The sequence below is a fragment of the Halomonas sp. AOP30-A1-24 genome (genome assembly GCF_052378165.1).
Taxonomy (GTDB): Bacteria; Pseudomonadota; Gammaproteobacteria; order Pseudomonadales; family Halomonadaceae; genus Vreelandella; species Vreelandella citrativorans.
Map to the genome: position 1 here is coordinate 129,440 of NZ_JBQSXL010000003.1, position 14,630 is coordinate 144,069.

At 53.8% G+C, this 14,630-nt stretch carries 17 protein-coding genes; 12 read left to right on the forward strand and 5 right to left on the reverse strand.

Going from position 1 to position 14,630, the window contains the following annotated elements:
- Window positions 1–70: 70 nt before the first annotated feature.
- The 8 genes from ACT3TJ_RS02805 to tatC all read left to right on the forward strand — a co-directional run bounded on the left by ACT3TJ_RS02805 (window position 71) and on the right by tatC (window position 5,667).
- Window positions 71–454 carry a gamma-butyrobetaine hydroxylase-like domain-containing protein gene (locus tag ACT3TJ_RS02805; protein WP_172117387.1) on the forward strand — a complete coding sequence of 128 codons (384 nt, stop codon included), beginning with the start codon at window positions 71–73 and terminating at the stop codon, window positions 452–454.
- Between the two features lie 183 nt (window positions 455–637).
- Complete coding sequence (gene ubiE, locus ACT3TJ_RS02810; RefSeq protein ID WP_172117386.1) at window positions 638–1,393, forward strand: bifunctional demethylmenaquinone methyltransferase/2-methoxy-6-polyprenyl-1,4-benzoquinol methylase UbiE; 756 nt, start codon at window positions 638–640, stop codon at window positions 1,391–1,393.
- 40 nt (window positions 1,394–1,433) lie between these two features.
- Complete coding sequence (locus tag ACT3TJ_RS02815; protein ID WP_087105919.1) at window positions 1,434–2,093, forward strand: ubiquinone biosynthesis accessory factor UbiJ; 660 nt, start codon at window positions 1,434–1,436, stop codon at window positions 2,091–2,093.
- Window positions 2,090–3,712 (forward strand): ubiquinone biosynthesis regulatory protein kinase UbiB, encoded by a 1,623-nt coding sequence (gene ubiB / locus ACT3TJ_RS02820; RefSeq protein ID WP_444621497.1) that lies wholly within the window; start codon window positions 2,090–2,092, stop codon window positions 3,710–3,712. The genes ACT3TJ_RS02815 and ubiB overlap by 4 nt, the downstream gene beginning before the upstream one ends.
- 84 nt (window positions 3,713–3,796) lie before the next feature.
- Window positions 3,797–4,156, forward strand: a complete 360-nt coding sequence (locus tag ACT3TJ_RS02825; protein WP_444621496.1) for a phosphoribosyl-ATP diphosphatase — start codon at window positions 3,797–3,799, stop codon at window positions 4,154–4,156.
- Between the two features lie 36 nt (window positions 4,157–4,192).
- Window positions 4,193–4,459 (forward strand): Sec-independent protein translocase subunit TatA, encoded by a 267-nt coding sequence (gene tatA, locus ACT3TJ_RS02830; RefSeq protein ID WP_193053297.1) that lies wholly within the window; start codon window positions 4,193–4,195, stop codon window positions 4,457–4,459.
- A gap of 3 nt (window positions 4,460–4,462) precedes the next feature.
- Entirely contained in the window at window positions 4,463–4,894 is a 432-nt protein-coding gene (gene tatB, locus ACT3TJ_RS02835; protein ID WP_193056847.1) for a Sec-independent protein translocase protein TatB, read from the forward strand.
- The gene (tatC, locus tag ACT3TJ_RS02840; RefSeq protein ID WP_193056846.1) at window positions 4,891–5,667 is read left to right on the forward strand and encodes a twin-arginine translocase subunit TatC; all 777 of its coding nucleotides are present in this window, start codon (window positions 4,891–4,893) and stop codon (window positions 5,665–5,667) included. Before tatB ends, tatC begins: the two co-directional genes overlap by 4 nt.
- A gap of 123 nt (window positions 5,668–5,790) precedes the next feature.
- Here the strand turns inward: tatC and elbB are convergent, their stop codons facing one another.
- The gene (gene elbB / locus ACT3TJ_RS02845; protein ID WP_193056845.1) at window positions 5,791–6,450 is read right to left on the reverse strand and encodes an isoprenoid biosynthesis glyoxalase ElbB; all 660 of its coding nucleotides are present in this window, start codon (window positions 6,448–6,450) and stop codon (window positions 5,791–5,793) included.
- Window positions 6,451–6,622: 172 nt separating this feature from the next.
- Here elbB and hemB point away from each other — a divergent pair, with 172 nt between their 5' ends.
- The 3 genes from hemB (at window position 6,623) to ACT3TJ_RS02860 (ending at window position 11,064) form a co-directional block, all read left to right on the forward strand.
- Window positions 6,623–7,636 carry a porphobilinogen synthase gene (gene hemB / locus ACT3TJ_RS02850; protein WP_444621495.1) on the forward strand — a complete coding sequence of 338 codons (1,014 nt, stop codon included), beginning with the start codon at window positions 6,623–6,625 and terminating at the stop codon, window positions 7,634–7,636.
- A gap of 121 nt (window positions 7,637–7,757) precedes the next feature.
- Window positions 7,758–9,950 (forward strand): polyphosphate kinase 1, encoded by a 2,193-nt coding sequence (gene ppk1, locus ACT3TJ_RS02855; protein WP_444621494.1) that lies wholly within the window; start codon window positions 7,758–7,760, stop codon window positions 9,948–9,950.
- A gap of 175 nt (window positions 9,951–10,125) precedes the next feature.
- Window positions 10,126–11,064 carry a LysR family transcriptional regulator gene (locus ACT3TJ_RS02860; RefSeq protein WP_172117377.1) on the forward strand — a complete coding sequence of 313 codons (939 nt, stop codon included), beginning with the start codon at window positions 10,126–10,128 and terminating at the stop codon, window positions 11,062–11,064.
- On the opposite strand, the gene ACT3TJ_RS02865 is transcribed toward ACT3TJ_RS02860, so the two are convergent.
- Both ACT3TJ_RS02865 and ACT3TJ_RS02870 read right to left on the reverse strand, forming a co-directional pair.
- Window positions 11,027–12,622, reverse strand: coding sequence for an ATP-binding protein (locus ACT3TJ_RS02865; RefSeq protein ID WP_444621493.1), 1,596 nt, complete (start codon window positions 12,620–12,622; stop codon window positions 11,027–11,029). The genes ACT3TJ_RS02860 and ACT3TJ_RS02865 overlap by 38 nt on opposite strands.
- A gap of 25 nt (window positions 12,623–12,647) precedes the next feature.
- A complete protein-coding gene (locus tag ACT3TJ_RS02870) occupies window positions 12,648–13,406 on the reverse strand; it encodes a winged helix-turn-helix domain-containing protein (protein ID WP_319941254.1) in 759 nt (252 codons plus the stop codon).
- Window positions 13,407–13,626: 220 nt separating this feature from the next.
- On the opposite strand from ACT3TJ_RS02870, the gene ACT3TJ_RS02875 reads away from it, so the two are divergent.
- Window positions 13,627–13,761: a hypothetical protein gene (locus ACT3TJ_RS02875; protein WP_254908543.1), complete on the forward strand. Its 135-nt coding sequence runs from the start codon at window positions 13,627–13,629 to the stop codon at window positions 13,759–13,761.
- A gap of 102 nt (window positions 13,762–13,863) precedes the next feature.
- On the opposite strand, the gene ACT3TJ_RS02880 is transcribed toward ACT3TJ_RS02875, so the two are convergent.
- Together ACT3TJ_RS02880 and ACT3TJ_RS02885 are read right to left on the reverse strand one after the other, a co-directional pair.
- Window positions 13,864–14,043 (reverse strand): PLDc N-terminal domain-containing protein, encoded by a 180-nt coding sequence (locus tag ACT3TJ_RS02880; protein WP_172117375.1) that lies wholly within the window; start codon window positions 14,041–14,043, stop codon window positions 13,864–13,866.
- Window positions 14,044–14,114: 71 nt separating this feature from the next.
- The gene (locus ACT3TJ_RS02885) at window positions 14,115–14,624 is read right to left on the reverse strand and encodes a retropepsin-like aspartic protease family protein (protein WP_172117374.1); all 510 of its coding nucleotides are present in this window, start codon (window positions 14,622–14,624) and stop codon (window positions 14,115–14,117) included.
- Window positions 14,625–14,630: the final 6 nt, after the last annotated feature.

A 14,630-nucleotide genomic window follows, 5' to 3' on the forward strand; every position in this document is an offset into this window, starting at 1 on the left:
ACTGATGCCTGCTTCAATGGGGCGCAGAAGGTGGGCAAGCTATCTCGGCAATGAGCCAAGAGGTTTGTGCATGAACGCTCCCGCCCCCAACCGGGTTCACTATCATAAAAAGGCCCGCGAACTTGAGCTTGGCTATGCCAGCGGTGAGAGCTTCCGGTTGCCGATAGAGTTTTTGCGGGTTTACTCGCCCTCTGCGGAGGTACGTGGTCATGGCGGTGATACCGCTGTGCTTCAAGTCGGTAAAAAGGATGTTGGGCTACAAAACATCGTCCAGACAGGCAACTATGCGCTACAGCTTTACTTTGATGACGGGCATAGCAGCGGCATTTATAGCTGGGAATACCTGTTTGAACTCGCCACGCATCAAAAAGCCTATTGGGAGAACTACCTGCAGCGGCTAAAAGAAGCCGGTGCATCGCGCGAGCCGGCAGGTATCCAATTCAAGCAGCTGTGATTCGAGAATCGAGAAGCATGCTTCAAGAACCATAATCCAAGAACCAAACTCAAAAACCATGACCCAGCGCATCCGACCAGGCGCAGACAAATTGGGGCAGACAAGGCTACAATATCGCCAACCTTTTTATACGACGACCATCTGGTCGATTGTTACCGCCTCGAACTCGGGAGCTAAAGCCCCATGAGCCCCACGGAAAAGCGCACCACCGATTTTGGTTATCAAGAAGTCCCGGTCGACGAGAAAGCATCACGTGTAGCGGATGTATTCCACTCTGTCGCCGCCCGTTACGACGTTATGAACGACTTAATGTCGATGGGCATCCACCGTGTATGGAAACGCTTTACCATTGAGCGTGCGGGCGTTCGCCCCGGCCACCACGTTTTAGATATCGCGGGGGGCACCGGAGATTTAACCCTTAAGTTCTCACGTATTGTTGGCCCGCGCGGCAAAGTCGTGCTTGCCGACATCAACGCCTCCATGCTGAAGGTTGGCCGCGACAAGCTGATGGATAATGGCGTCGGTGGCAATGTTGAATACGTTCAGGCCAACGCTGAGTGCTTGCCCTTCCCTGATAATAGCTTTGACTGTATTACGATTGCGTTCGGCTTGCGTAATGTGACCAACAAAGACGCCGCGCTACGCTCCATGGCCCGCGTGCTAAAACCGGGCGGCCGCTTGCTGGTGCTGGAGTTCTCCAAGCCCAATAACCCGCTGCTTTCTAAAGCCTACGATGAGTACTCTTTCCGCCTGCTGCCTAAAATGGGCGAGCTTGTCGCTGGAGACGGCGAAAGCTACCGCTATTTAGCTGAGTCCATTCGCATGCACCCGAACCAGGAAACACTTAAAGCGATGATGGAAGCAGCAGGCCTTGAGCGGGTGGAGTACACCAACCTGACAGGCGGCATTGTGGCCCTGCACCGTGGCATCAAGTTATGACGTTATCGTCGATAGTGGTATCAACGATCACGAGGTCAGCATGCTGTTAACCCCGACACTTGTGTTGGCCGGTTGTGAACGTACGCTTAATGCCCTGCTCGCTCGCGACCCTGCCGCACCGGCTCGCTTAGCGGCCCTGGCGGGCAGTCGGCTTTTGGTGCGTTTGGAAAAGCCACATCTGCAGCTGGTACTGCATTACCATTTGGCAGGTATTGACCTACTCCGTGGCGACGACGTAGACGAAGCCGATGTCGACGCAGTGGTAGAACTCACGCCTGAAACCTTCTCTGAATGGATCAGCGGCGCTTCCATTGAGCGGCTCATGTTTGACGGCAAGCTCGCGGTGCGCGGACGCCTTCATCTGCTGGAGGCTACCCGCGACCTGCTGTTTGACCTGGATATCGACTGGGAAGCCGAGCTTGCCAATTGGTTGGGCGATATCCCCGCTCACTCGTTGGCCGAAGGCGTGCGCCGCCTGACGCGCTGGGGGCTGCGTACCAAAAATGAGCTTCTTCAGGATGTCTCAGAGTATGTATTTGAAGAAGCGCGTTTACTGCCAGGCCGCCAGCAGCGTGATGTGCTGCGTGACCACTTAACCGAACTTGAAGTGGCAACTGACCGTTTGGAAGCCCGCTTTAACCGACTCCATCGCCGTCTGGTGCGTGACTCATCGCTTGCCTCACAGGAGCCGTCGGCATGAGCCTGCGTCTGTTCAAAATTCTTTGGATTATTGCGCGCCATCGGCTAGACACTCTGATCCCCATGGAGCGGCTGCCGTTTTGGCTACGAGCGCTTTTATGGTTTTCACCGCTACAGCTTTTTTCGGTTGGTCATCGCAGTCGTGGCGAGCGATTGCGCCTGGCGCTGGAAGCGCTGGGGCCTATTTTTATCAAGTTTGGCCAGATGCTCTCCACGCGTCGAGACCTCTTGCCGGATGATGTCGCCAACGAGCTTAGACGCCTACAGGATCAGGTGCCGCCCTTTCCGGGCGAACTTGCCGCCGCCCGGGTCGAAAAAGAGCTGGAGATGTCACTTGATGTAGCGTTCGCTGAATTCGAGCAGGCACCGCTTGCCTCGGCATCCATCGCCCAGGTACATGCGGCCAAGCTACATAGCGGCGAAGAGGTGGTGGTTAAAATTATCCGCCCCGGTATCGACCGCATCATGCGCCAGGACATGGCACTGATGTATCAGGTTGCCAAACTGTTTGCCAAGGTGCCTGAAGCCCGCCGACTGCGCCCGGTCGAAGTGATTCGCGACTATGAGGCCACGCTATTCGACGAACTGGACCTTTATAAAGAAGCGGCCAACACCTCACAGCTCAAGCGTAACTTCAAGGATTCACCGCTGCTGTTTGTACCGACTATTTATTGGCCTTTCACACGTCGACACGTGATGGTTCAGGAGCGTATTCGCGGTGTACCCGTCGCGGATATGGAGACGCTGACCGCCCGTGGGGTCAACTTAAAGAAACTCGCTGAGCGCGGCGTAGAACTCTTTTTTACCCAGGTATTTCGCGACAACTTCTTCCACGCGGATATGCACCCGGGTAATATTTTTGTTAATTGCGATAATCCCGAAGATCCTCAATACATTGCGATCGACTGTGGGATTGTGGGCAGTTTAACCCGCGAGGATCAGGACTATCTCGCGCGTAACCTTTTGGCATTTTTCCATCAAGACTATTATGAAGTCGCCGCGCTGCACATCGAATCTGGCTGGGTGGGCGAGAATACTCGCGCGAATGAGTTTGCCGCGGCCATCCGCACCGTTTGCGAGCCGATCCTTGAAAAGCCTTTAAAAGACATTTCTTTTGGCCAAGTACTGTTAGGGCTTTTTCAAACGGCTCGGCGCTTTAATATGGAAGTCCAGCCTCAGTTGGTACTGCTGCAAAAGACCCTGCTCAATATTGAAGGCCTTGGCCGCCAGCTCTATCCGGAACTTGATCTGTGGAGCACTGCCAAGCCCTATCTTGAGCAGTGGATGAAAGACCGCGCGGGCATTAGCGGGCTGTGGGAGTCGTTAAAGCGCCAAGCGCCTGAGCTTTCTCATCAGTTGCCTGAACTGCCCGTTCTTGCCCACCAGGCGCTGACCCGGATGGAAGTTGAACATCGCCAGCGTCACCAACAGGTCGACTCGATTCATCACATGCAGCGCCAAATGGCGGATCAAGGAAAACGCCATCACCGCTTACGGATTGGTCTGCTCCTGGTAGCAATTGCACTGGCCTGGCAACCGCTTGTCAGTTGGGCCGCTACTCAGGATTGGCCGATTTTAGGCGCAGCCGCCATTGGCTTGCTGCTACTGTTATGGCAATAGCGTTGTTATAAACGTGGTTGGACGTTCGCACGTGGTGGGACTTTCACTAACGAATGATGATGCTCACTGTTGTAAAGGAGACTCATGAATACCCCTTTAACGTCTAATCACGCCCCCGTGCTGGACACCCTCGCCGAGGTACTAAAGCAGCGGCGCAGCGCTTCTTCTGAAGATTCTTACGTTGCCTCCTTGCATCATAAGGGTTTGAACAAGATACTCGAAAAAGTGGGTGAAGAAGCCACCGAAACGCTGCTTGCCGCAAAGGATGCAGAACACGGCAGCCCCGAGCAGCACCAGGCACTGGTCTCGGAAACCGCCGACCTCTGGTTCCATACGCTGGTTATGCTCTCTCACCTGGAGCTGGATCATCAGGATGTGTTAAACGAGTTGGCGCGGCGCTTTGGCATTTCCGGCCATGACGAAAAAGCCGCACGTACGCCATAATAAATAACACGCATTTGAATTAACGAGGATACGCATATGTTAGGTGGCATCAGTATTTGGCAGCTGCTAATTGTATTAGGCATCATTATTTTAATCTTCGGCACCAAAAAGCTACGCAATGTGGGCACCGACCTGGGCGGCGCGGTTAAAGGCTTTAAAAAAGCGGTGCATGAAGATGAGAAAGACGACGAAAAGAAAGACGCCGAGCCTCCGCATGCCAAGGTTAGCCACGAAGAACCTGGCAACACTTATGACGTTCAGGCCGAAGAAAATCGCAAGGCCCGTAACGAAGAGCCCAAATAATTTATGTTGGATATCGGCTTTCTTGAACTGATGCTTGTCGGTGTCGTGGGACTACTGGTACTTGGCCCTGAGCGCCTCCCTCGGGCGGCGCGTACGGCAGGCCTTTGGGTTGGTAAAATCAAGCGCACGATATCCGGCATGCAGCGCGAAATTAGCGCGCAGCTTGAAGCAGAAGAGCTGCGCCAAACGCTGAACGAGCAGCAAAAGACCATTAACGATAGTCTGAAGAGTGCTAAAAAAGACGTTGAGAGTATTCTCGACACTCCCTCCTCGCGCAGCACTTCTTCATCGGCAAGCCAGAGTGAAACGGAGCAACGTGTAGCCCAGGCAAGTGCCCAGTTGGATGAAGCGCAGCGGGAAGTGAACGAAGCGGCGCCCCACACCTCCAACGAGCCCTTAAAGGCGACCTCTAAAAAGGATAGTCAGAACCCATGAGTACCTCTGGCGACGCTCGGGAACCCCAGAACGATCAGCAGCAGGCCCCATTGATTGAGCATTTGATTGAGCTTCGCATGCGCCTTGTCCGTGCGGTGGTGGTCATTTTAGTGGTTTTTCTGGGCCTTTATGCTTTTGCCAATGATATCTATGGCTTTGTGGCCGAGCCGCTGATGGCTCTGCTACCGCCGGGTTCGCAGATGATTGCGACCGAAGTAGCCTCGCCCTTTCTAGCGCCCTTTAAGCTAACCCTGGTGGTCGCCGTTTTTATCGCTATACCCTTTGTACTGCATCAGGCATGGGCGTTTATCGCGCCAGGGCTATACGATAATGAAAAAGCCTTGGCGATTCCCATTCTGGTCTCAAGTATTGGGCTTTTTTATGCGGGTGCGGCTTTTGCCTACTATGTGGTGTTTCCGCTGCTGTTTGCCTTTTTCACCCAGGCCGGGCCTGAAAACGTCACGGTCATGACCGATATTAACCAGTACCTGAACTTTGTACTGAAGCTCTTTTTCGCCTTTGGCGTGGCGTTTGAAATCCCCATTGCGACCTTTTTGTTAATCCTGTCGGGCGCCACCAGCGTAGAGAGCCTTTCCAAAAAGCGGCCCTATGTTTTTCTGGGCTGCTTTGTCATAGGGATGCTGCTAACGCCGCCAGATGTGGTATCACAAAGCCTGTTGGCACTGCCCATGTATCTGCTTTACGAGGTAGGCCTGCTGTTTGGTCGCCTGGTGCGCAAGCGGCGTGATGAGCAAGCCACCGAGGAGCAGTAGCCGTAAACGGCGCTTCTACCACCTGAAACCCACCGCATCGCTATTGACGTTATCATCACGTTAAAAAGCCTCTGTCATTATTCATGACAGAGGCTTTTTTTATAGCGCAGCGTCTACCGCTTATTAGTCCATCATTTCGTCAATGCGGTCTACCAGCTTAAAAATACCGGTGGCGGCTTCACTGATACGCGTTGCCAGCATATAGGCGGGCGTGGTGACCACTCGGTGCTCCAAGTCGACCACGATGTCATCCACTGCACAGCTGCGATGCAGGCCACCCATGGCGCTGATAGCCCCCGACACACTTGGGTCATGGCCCACGGTAACCGCAACACCCTCACCCAAAAGCCGTGGCACCAATACCGGCGCAATACACATTAACCCAATCGGTTTTTCCTCTTCCCGAAAGCCGGAAAGCGCGTCTTTTAGTGCCTCCAACACCTGCATGCCGTCCCCTGCGCTTGCAAAGTCAGACAAATTCTTCGCCACGCCAAACCCACCCGGCACAATGACCGCGTCAAACTCATCAGCCTTTAGCTCAGTCATCGGCTGGATGTCGCCACGTGCAAGGCGCGCTGACTCCTGAAGCACGTTGCGTGACTCACCTTCTACAGCTTCCTGAGTGAGGTGGTTAACAACATGATGTTGCTCAATATCGGGCGCAAAGCAGCGATAACCGATGCCCAACTGGTCCAAACGCAACAGCGTTAACGTGGTTTCATAAATTTCAGAACCATCAAAAACGCCACAACCCGCTAATACCACTGCCACCTGTTTGGTCATGCCTATCTCCCTTATCGCAGTGTCTGCCGAATGCAATACAGCAAAGCAATCGCTCACTTTAGTCAGTGTGGCGGTTTGCCACAAGACGGCTTTCGCCGTAAGACATGCCTGATATACTCAATCCAAGCCTATGGGCATCTTTATTTATGACCCTTTATTACGGAGAGATCTCTTGAGCACACTCACTCCCCGCCAGTTTCCCAACACTCGGCTGCGCCGCATGCGCCGCGATGATTTTTCCCGTAGGTTGATGCAGGAAGTGACCCTGACACCGTCTGATTTAATCTTGCCGGTGTTTGTTTTAGAGGGTGAAAATCAGCGTGAAGCCATTGCTTCCATGCCTGGCGTTGAGCGCCTGTCGATTGATTTATTGATTGAACAAGCCAAGGAAGCGTTTGCCTTAGGTATTCCCGCGCTGGCGCTCTTCCCAGTGGTAGGTACCGAGCAGAAAAGCGAGCTTGCCGAAGAGGCTTATAATGCCAACGGACTGGTTCAGCGCAGCGTGCGCGCGCTCAAAGAGGCGTTGCCTGAGTTGGGCATTATTACCGATGTCGCCCTGGACCCTTACACCAGCCACGGCCAGGACGGTATTTTAGATGAGCAAGGCTACGTTCAGAACGACCGCACGGTAGAAACGCTGCTTAAGCAGGCACTTTCCCATGCTGAAGCCGGGGCGGATGTTGTCGCGCCTTCAGACATGATGGATGGTCGCATTGGCGCTATCCGCCAAGTACTTGAGCAAGAGCTTCTGCACAATGTGCGGATCATGGCCTACAGCGCCAAGTACGCTTCCAAATACTACGGCCCGTTTCGTGACGCGGTCGGCTCGGCGGCCAATCTAGGCAAAGCCGACAAACGTACCTACCAGATGGACCCGGCCAATAGCGATGAAGCGCTGCACGAAGTGGCCATGGATATCAGTGAAGGCGCTGACATGGTCATGGTGAAACCCGGCATGCCCTATCTGGACGTGGTGCACCGGGTTAAAACCGAGCTTAAAGTGCCCACCTTTGCCTATCAGGTAAGTGGCGAATACGCCATGCACCGCGCCGCGTTCGATAACGGCTGGCTGGAAGCCGAGCCGGTGATTCTGGAATCACTGATGTGCTTTAAACGTGCCGGGGCCGACGGTATCTTGACGTATTTTGCCCTGGAAGCCGCTCGACTATTGCAGAACCAACGCTAGAAGCCCGCCCTCAAGATGACAGATATATGACATTTTTCTGTCATCTTTCTCCCGCATACTGCTTTGCACGGCAGGTATCACGCTATGCTAGTTTGAAGCCATTAATGCGGGGGAGCCTTATATGGACGATCACGTTACACCATCTACAGCGCTATCACTGAGCGAACTACCCAACGTTGAAATGGATGGTTTACCGTTACGCATTAATCGTACGCCCAACGGTGTGCACGCCAAGGATACCCTTAGTGAAACCGATCTGGACGATCCCCAACTCTATTTAAACCGCGAGCTTTCCCACCTTCAATTTAATATTCGCGTTCTGGAACAGGCACTGGACGATGCGCATCCACTGCTTAATCGACTGATGTTCCTGCTTATTTTCTCATCCAACATGGATGAATTTTTTGAAATTCGCGTGGCGGGTTTAAAACACCAGATGGCCATGGGCGATGATACAACAGCGGCCGATGGCCGTTTGCCCAAGGCGGTGCTTGCTGAAATTTCCGAAATTGCCCACCAGCAGATCTCTCGTCAGTACAAAATTCTTAACGACACGCTGCTACCCGCCCTGGAGCAACAGGGCCTGCGTTTTCGGCGCCGCGCACAGTGGACCGAAGCGCAAAAGCAGTGGGTACATGAGATGTTTAATAACGAGATCATGCCCGTCATCAGCCCGATAGGCCTTGATCCTTCGCACCCGTTCCCACGGCTGGTCAATAAGAGCCTTAACTTTATTGTTGAGCTGGAAGGTAAAGATGCCTTTGGCCGCGCAGGCGGCATGGCCATTCTTCCTGCCCCTCGCTCGCTCCCGCGTTTAATGGCACTTCCCAAAGCGCTCTGCGCCGAAGGCTACTCTGAATATATCTTCCTCTCCTCCATGATTCACGCCCATGCTGAGGAGCTATTTCCCGGTATGCGCGTACGCGGCTGCTATCAATTCCGATTGACGCGCAACGCCGACATGACCGTCGACCCGGAAGAGGTTTCTGACCTGGCCTCGGCGCTGCGAGGCGAGCTGCTGGCCCGCCGTTATGGCAGAGGTGTACGCCTGGAAGTCGCCGATAATTGCCCCGACGACTTGACCAACTTTTTAATGCGCCAGTTTGAGCTTGATGCCGAGGATCTCTATCGCGTTGAAGGGCCCGTTAACCTGACCCGCATGATGTCGGTGCTGGGAGACGTTGATCGCCCCGAACTGGTGTATCGCCCGTATACGCCGAGTGTGCCCAAGACGCTTAAAATCGGCTCCATGTTTGACTCGATTGCCAGAAACGATGTTTTGCTTCACCACCCCTTCCAGTCGTTCTCACCTATTGAGGAACTACTGCGTGAGGCGGCTCGCGACCCAAACGTTCTGGCCATTAAACAGACGCTTTACCGCACCGGCGCCGAATCGCCTATTGTGAGCGCGCTAGTGGATGCCGCGAGTCAAGGTAAGGAAGTCACCGTCGTTATCGAGCTACGCGCACGCTTTGACGAAGCGGATAACCTTCAGCTTGCCTCTCGCCTACAGGAAGCCGGGGCCATCGTTATTTACGGCATTATGGCGTATAAAACCCACGCCAAGATGCTGCATATTGTCCGGCGTGAAAAGGGCGAGCTGCGCCACTACGCGCACATGGGTACGGGCAACTATCACTCTAAAACCGCCAAGCTTTACACCGACTACAGCCTGTTAACCGCCAACAAAGCGCTATGTGCCGATGTGCACAAGGTCTTCCAGCAGCTTTCAGGGATGGGCCGGGCGCGCAAAATTGATACGCTGCTGCACGCACCGTTTACGCTGCATGAGCGTTTGGTGGAGATGATTGACCGTGAAGCACAGCTGGCACAAAAGGGTAAGCGCGGGCATATCATTATCAAGTGTAATTCACTCACCGAGCCCAGGCTGATTAAAGCGCTTTACCGTGCCTCCCAGGCGGGCGTTGAGTGCGATTTGATTATCCGTGGCATGTGCTGCCTAAAACCCAACCTTCCGGGCATTTCTGAAAACATTCGTGTGCGCTCGATTATTGGCCGTTTTCTGGAACACACCCGGGTGTTTCACTTCCATAACGACGGTAAATCGGAAACCTGGTGTTCAAGCGCTGACTTTATGTCGCGCAACATGTTCCACCGGGTCGAAACCTGCTTTCCGCTATTGGACAAAAAGCTCGCCACCCGAGTGCGTAAAGACCTGGAAACCTACCTGGTCGATAATTGCCAGAGCTGGCTGCTGCAAAGCGATGGCTCCTATCGCTTACAGGACCCCGGTGATAGCGATGCGATCAGCGCTCAGGAGACCCTGCTTTACGCGTTCGCATCCAAAAGCTAGCACAATGTGCATGACCGGAAAAATCCAGTAAGCGCAGTAATGCCGTTAATAAGCGGCTTTACTGCTGGCAAGCACGCTTCTCACACTTTTAAACTCATGCAAAGACGCCTACGCCAATAGCCAAGTACATGAGAGACTGTCATGATAAATCCTTTCAAATTGAAAGATATTATCCATGATTGAGTTACGCCACCTACGCACACTGCTTGCCCTACGTGAAACGGGTTCACTGGTGGAGGCCGCCGAACGCGTTCACCTTACCCAATCGGCCCTTTCGCATCAGCTCAAAGACCTGGAAGGTCGGGTTAACAGCCCGCTTTTTGTGCGTAAAACACGGCCCGTCGAGTTTACTCGGGCAGGTTTACGGCTATTAGCCCTGGCCGACCAGATACTTCCGGAAGTGCGCAAAGCCGAACGCGATGTGGCCCGGCTGGCGGGGAGCGAGCAGGGGCGGCTGCACATGGCCATTGAGTGCCACAGCTGCTTTCAATGGCTAATGCCTACCGTCGATTACTTTCGCGACCACTGGCCGGAAGTGGAAATTGATATTCCCAGCGGCCATCACTTTGACCCGCTACCGGCGCTGGCACGCGAGCAGTTGGATCTGGTCATTACTGCCGACCCTCAGGCACTGGAGGGTGTTCACTATGCGCCGCTGTTTCGCTATGAAGGGCTTTTGGCCGTAGCACGTCAGCACGCTTATGCAGGGAAGCTCTTTATCGAGCCTCAAGCCCTGGCAGACCAAACGCTGATCACCTACCCCGTAGAGCAGGCACGCCTGGATGTGTTTACGCAGTTTTTGGACCCAGCAAACGTACGTCCTCAGGAGATTCGCACCGCCGAACTTACCATCATGATGATGCAGTTGGTCGCCAGCGGCCGAGGCGTATGTGCCCTGCCCAACTGGGCGCTAACGGAGTATCTGGAGCGCGATTACGTCAGCGCCGTTAAGCTGGGTGAAAACGGCATTTGGAGCACGCTGTACGCGGCCGTTCGAGAAGAGACGCTGGAAGCGCCCTGGATGAAGGATTTTCTACGTACCGCACGTGAAACCTCGTTTGCGGTACTCACAGGCATTAAACCAGCGACTCACGACGAGGAATCAGCAACGTAAAGCGTGCGCCACCCAACGCAGGGCTGGTATCTACGGTGACGCTGCCGCCGTGGCCCGCCATAATCTTTTGCACGATGGAGAGGCCCAAGCCGTAGCCTCCCAGGCTGCGGGCCCGACTATCGTCCAGCCGAGTAAACGGCTTAAAAATATCCACACGGGCATCTGCCGGAATGCCTGGGCCGTCATCCTCAACATCAATACGCACCAGCTGATCTTCGCTCCAAAGCCGGATAATAAGGTGTTTTTTGCCATAGCGGCAGGCGTTACCCACCAGGTTTTGCAGCGCCCGCTGTAAATAGCGAGGCTCGGCTAAAAGCTCAATATCCGGCCCATCCGCCAGTTCAATAGTAAGCCCTTCATTGAGTGGCGCCAGCGTATCAATCACACGCTCGGCCATTGCCCGGCAGTCCACCAGCGCCATTTCAAGCTCGGCCCCGTTCACCGTTTCACCGCCCAAGCGAGCATAGGTAAGGATTTCATCCACCAACTCGTCAAGCTCCGAAATATCGGCATCAATTCCCTGCAACTGGCGCCGAATAGCGGGCTGATCAGTCATGTCCTCGACCATCTGTACGGCAAAGCGAATACGCGCCACCGGCGTGCGAAGCTCATGGGAGACCGCACGAATCATCTCTTGCTGGCCACGCAGCAGCGTTTGCACTTGGCTGGCCATGCCGTTAAACGCCATGCCTAACCGGCCCAGAAAGTCGTCACTTTCTATTTTTACGCGCGTTTCAAGACGGCCGCTGGCAATGCGGGTAGCCGCCAGTTCAAGGCGCGCCATACGTGCTTCGATGCTGCGCATAATCAGATAGATAATTAAACCCAGCACAGCCATGACACCAATCAACAGCGGCAATTGTAAATTCATGGGCAGCGTATCACCGCGCGAGACAGGACCGGCCATTAACCAGACGTCTTCATCGGGCAGTTGATAAAGCAGGCTAACGGCCAGTTTTTCGGATACGAGCAGCGTTAATACGTTGCCTAACGCCAGTTGGCTTTGCTGTTGAGACGTTATGTTATCGGGCAGCGTATTAAGCAGAGTGAGCGGCCAGTTGCCGGAACGCAGCGACGCCAGGCTGGCTTCTCGCTCGTCACTCGGCAAGGCTTTTAGCCACTCGCCCAGCAGCAGCAGGCTGCCCTCCCATTGGCGTTCGCTCCAGGCAGGCAGGGTCGCTTCCAAAAACCATTGGCTTTCAGGCACTCGCTGACGAAGACGCCAAGGATCTTCAGTCACTAATACGCTACCACGCTCAATACGTTTATCAGCAAAGTAGCCAAGCTCTACCTCACTCATACGCCGCAAAGTAAGCTGCATACCCAGCCGCTCGGCAAAGTAATTAACCAGCGAATTTCTTTCTTCTTCGGAGGCATCGGCCAGTTGCTGGGTCATTAATGACATGGGCAGTGCTGCCAACTGCTCGTGGTAATCCTCACGCCGTACTTGTTCAATAAAAGAGCGGCCGCCGAGCGCGATGAGCAGTACGACACAAAGCGCCAAGCCTAGCAGTAGATAGAATTTTAAAAACGCGCTATGGCTAAGCAGCCGCTGCATAAATCCTTTTCCTTTCCTGTGTTGATCAGCTGTCCTTCACGAAAAGGTAGCCTTTGCTGCGCACTGTCTTGATTCGATGAGGCTGGTTGGGGTCATCACCCACCTTGGGTCGAATACGCGATACGCGTACATCGATAGAACGATCCTGGCCATCGTACTTAATGCCACGTAACTCATTGAAGATTTCTTCACGGGTCAATACCCGGCCCGCATTGCGGGCAAGTAACCACAACAGGTCGAACTCGGCGCTGGTTAAATCAATACGCTCACCGGCAAGCCACGCTTCTCGGGTCGCATTATCGATTTCCAGATTTTCAAACCGTAGGCGCATTTCGCCATTGGGCGCTGGGCCATCTGCACGCCGTAACAAGGCACGCATACGGGCGAGCAACACACGAGGCTGCACCGGTTTGGGCACATAGTCATCTGCCCCCATTTCCAACCCAAGAATTTGGTCCACGTCGTCAGTGCGTGCCGTCAACATCATGATGGGGCCCGCAAAATTGGGCCGCACTCGGCGACAAATCGACAAACCATCCTCGCCGGGCAACATCAAATCCAAAATGACCAAGTCAGGCTGTAGCGTAAGAATGCGGTCCATCCCTTTCACCCCATCGGCCTCTAGCGTGACCTGGAAACCGTTGGCTTCCAGATAGTCGCGAGTCAGCTCAGCCAAGCGCTGATCATCCTCTATGATCAGAATATGATCCTGAACGGGATAGTCAGGCATAACGGTTTCTTGTGACCCAAGCGCCTGAAATTTCTGTTCCAAGTGATTATCCATCTTATCCTTCACTCCGCTTAGGCAGTTAGTCATTCATGTCGTCAGTCGTTCTCAAAAGGTAGCCGGTTACCTGTTCACAGGATACCTCAAAACCCAGCAAACACTTCTCCTGAGCAGTAGCCGCTTTTCTCTACTCGCCGTCGCACACCGCTTGATTCTTCCAAAACAGAGGACTAATGTAGACAGAGGACTGTCGACAATCTGGCTGGAGGAGTAAGCCATGAAAGATGGTAAAGCTAAAAGTGTTATCAAGCGTGTTTATGTTCCTACTCAAGTGCGCGATTTACCCAACGGGGAAAGAGTAACCATCCCTGGCCACTATAAAGCGCCGCCCAGTAATGGAAACAGTGCGTAATGGTACATACTTATAGAAAAGGCAGGCGCGATGCCTGCCTTTTTTAAAGCCGATATTTGCAGCGCCACCGCTAACCGGCAGCGCAGCCTTTAGCCCGCTTGGCTATCCTTTGGGCCCTAATAGTAGCCATGCAATCAGGCCTACCAGTGGGAAGATCAGCAGCGCTAATATCCACAGCACTTTAGCCAGACCGCCTGCTGAACTTTTAGCAACTTTGACAATGGCCCAAATAATAATAATGAGCCAAATCAGACCTAGTAATCCACCGACTTCAATACCCATAGCCACTCCTTGCCTATTTGTTTCCGTGGGCTTTTAGCTAAGCACACCAATACACTATTCACAAGTATCGCTTATGCATCGGGTAGGCTCAGAACCATTTCGCCGCTGCGTATTTCAATATTCAGCAGATGCAAAAAACTCATCCCCAGCAGCACGACATGGTTCTCCATGCCGGGGCTGATGGAGCCTTGTACATTGCGGATATTGATCCCCCCCAGCGTTACTTCATCAAGCTGAGTAAGGTTTCCTTGTACGCGACCGTTGGCCGTATTAAACCAGGCGCTGCGCCCACGTTCGAGCCCCAACCGATTGGCCAGCTCATCTGAAACGGCCACATAGGTAGCGCCGGTATCCAGTAAAAACGTCACCGGCTCACCGTTAATTTCGCCCGGTGCTTCAAAGTGCCCCGAACGGTTACGCTGTAAAGTAACGGGGCCGCCGTCAGTCGCAGTCTGCACGATATGGGCATTAGGGTTCAGTATTTTTTCCATCCCCCCATCCAGCCACCAGGTACCCAAGCCGATTAACAGTACCCAGAAAAGCAGCATCATCACGATGCTGCCACGCTGTGCTGTCTGCATTATGTG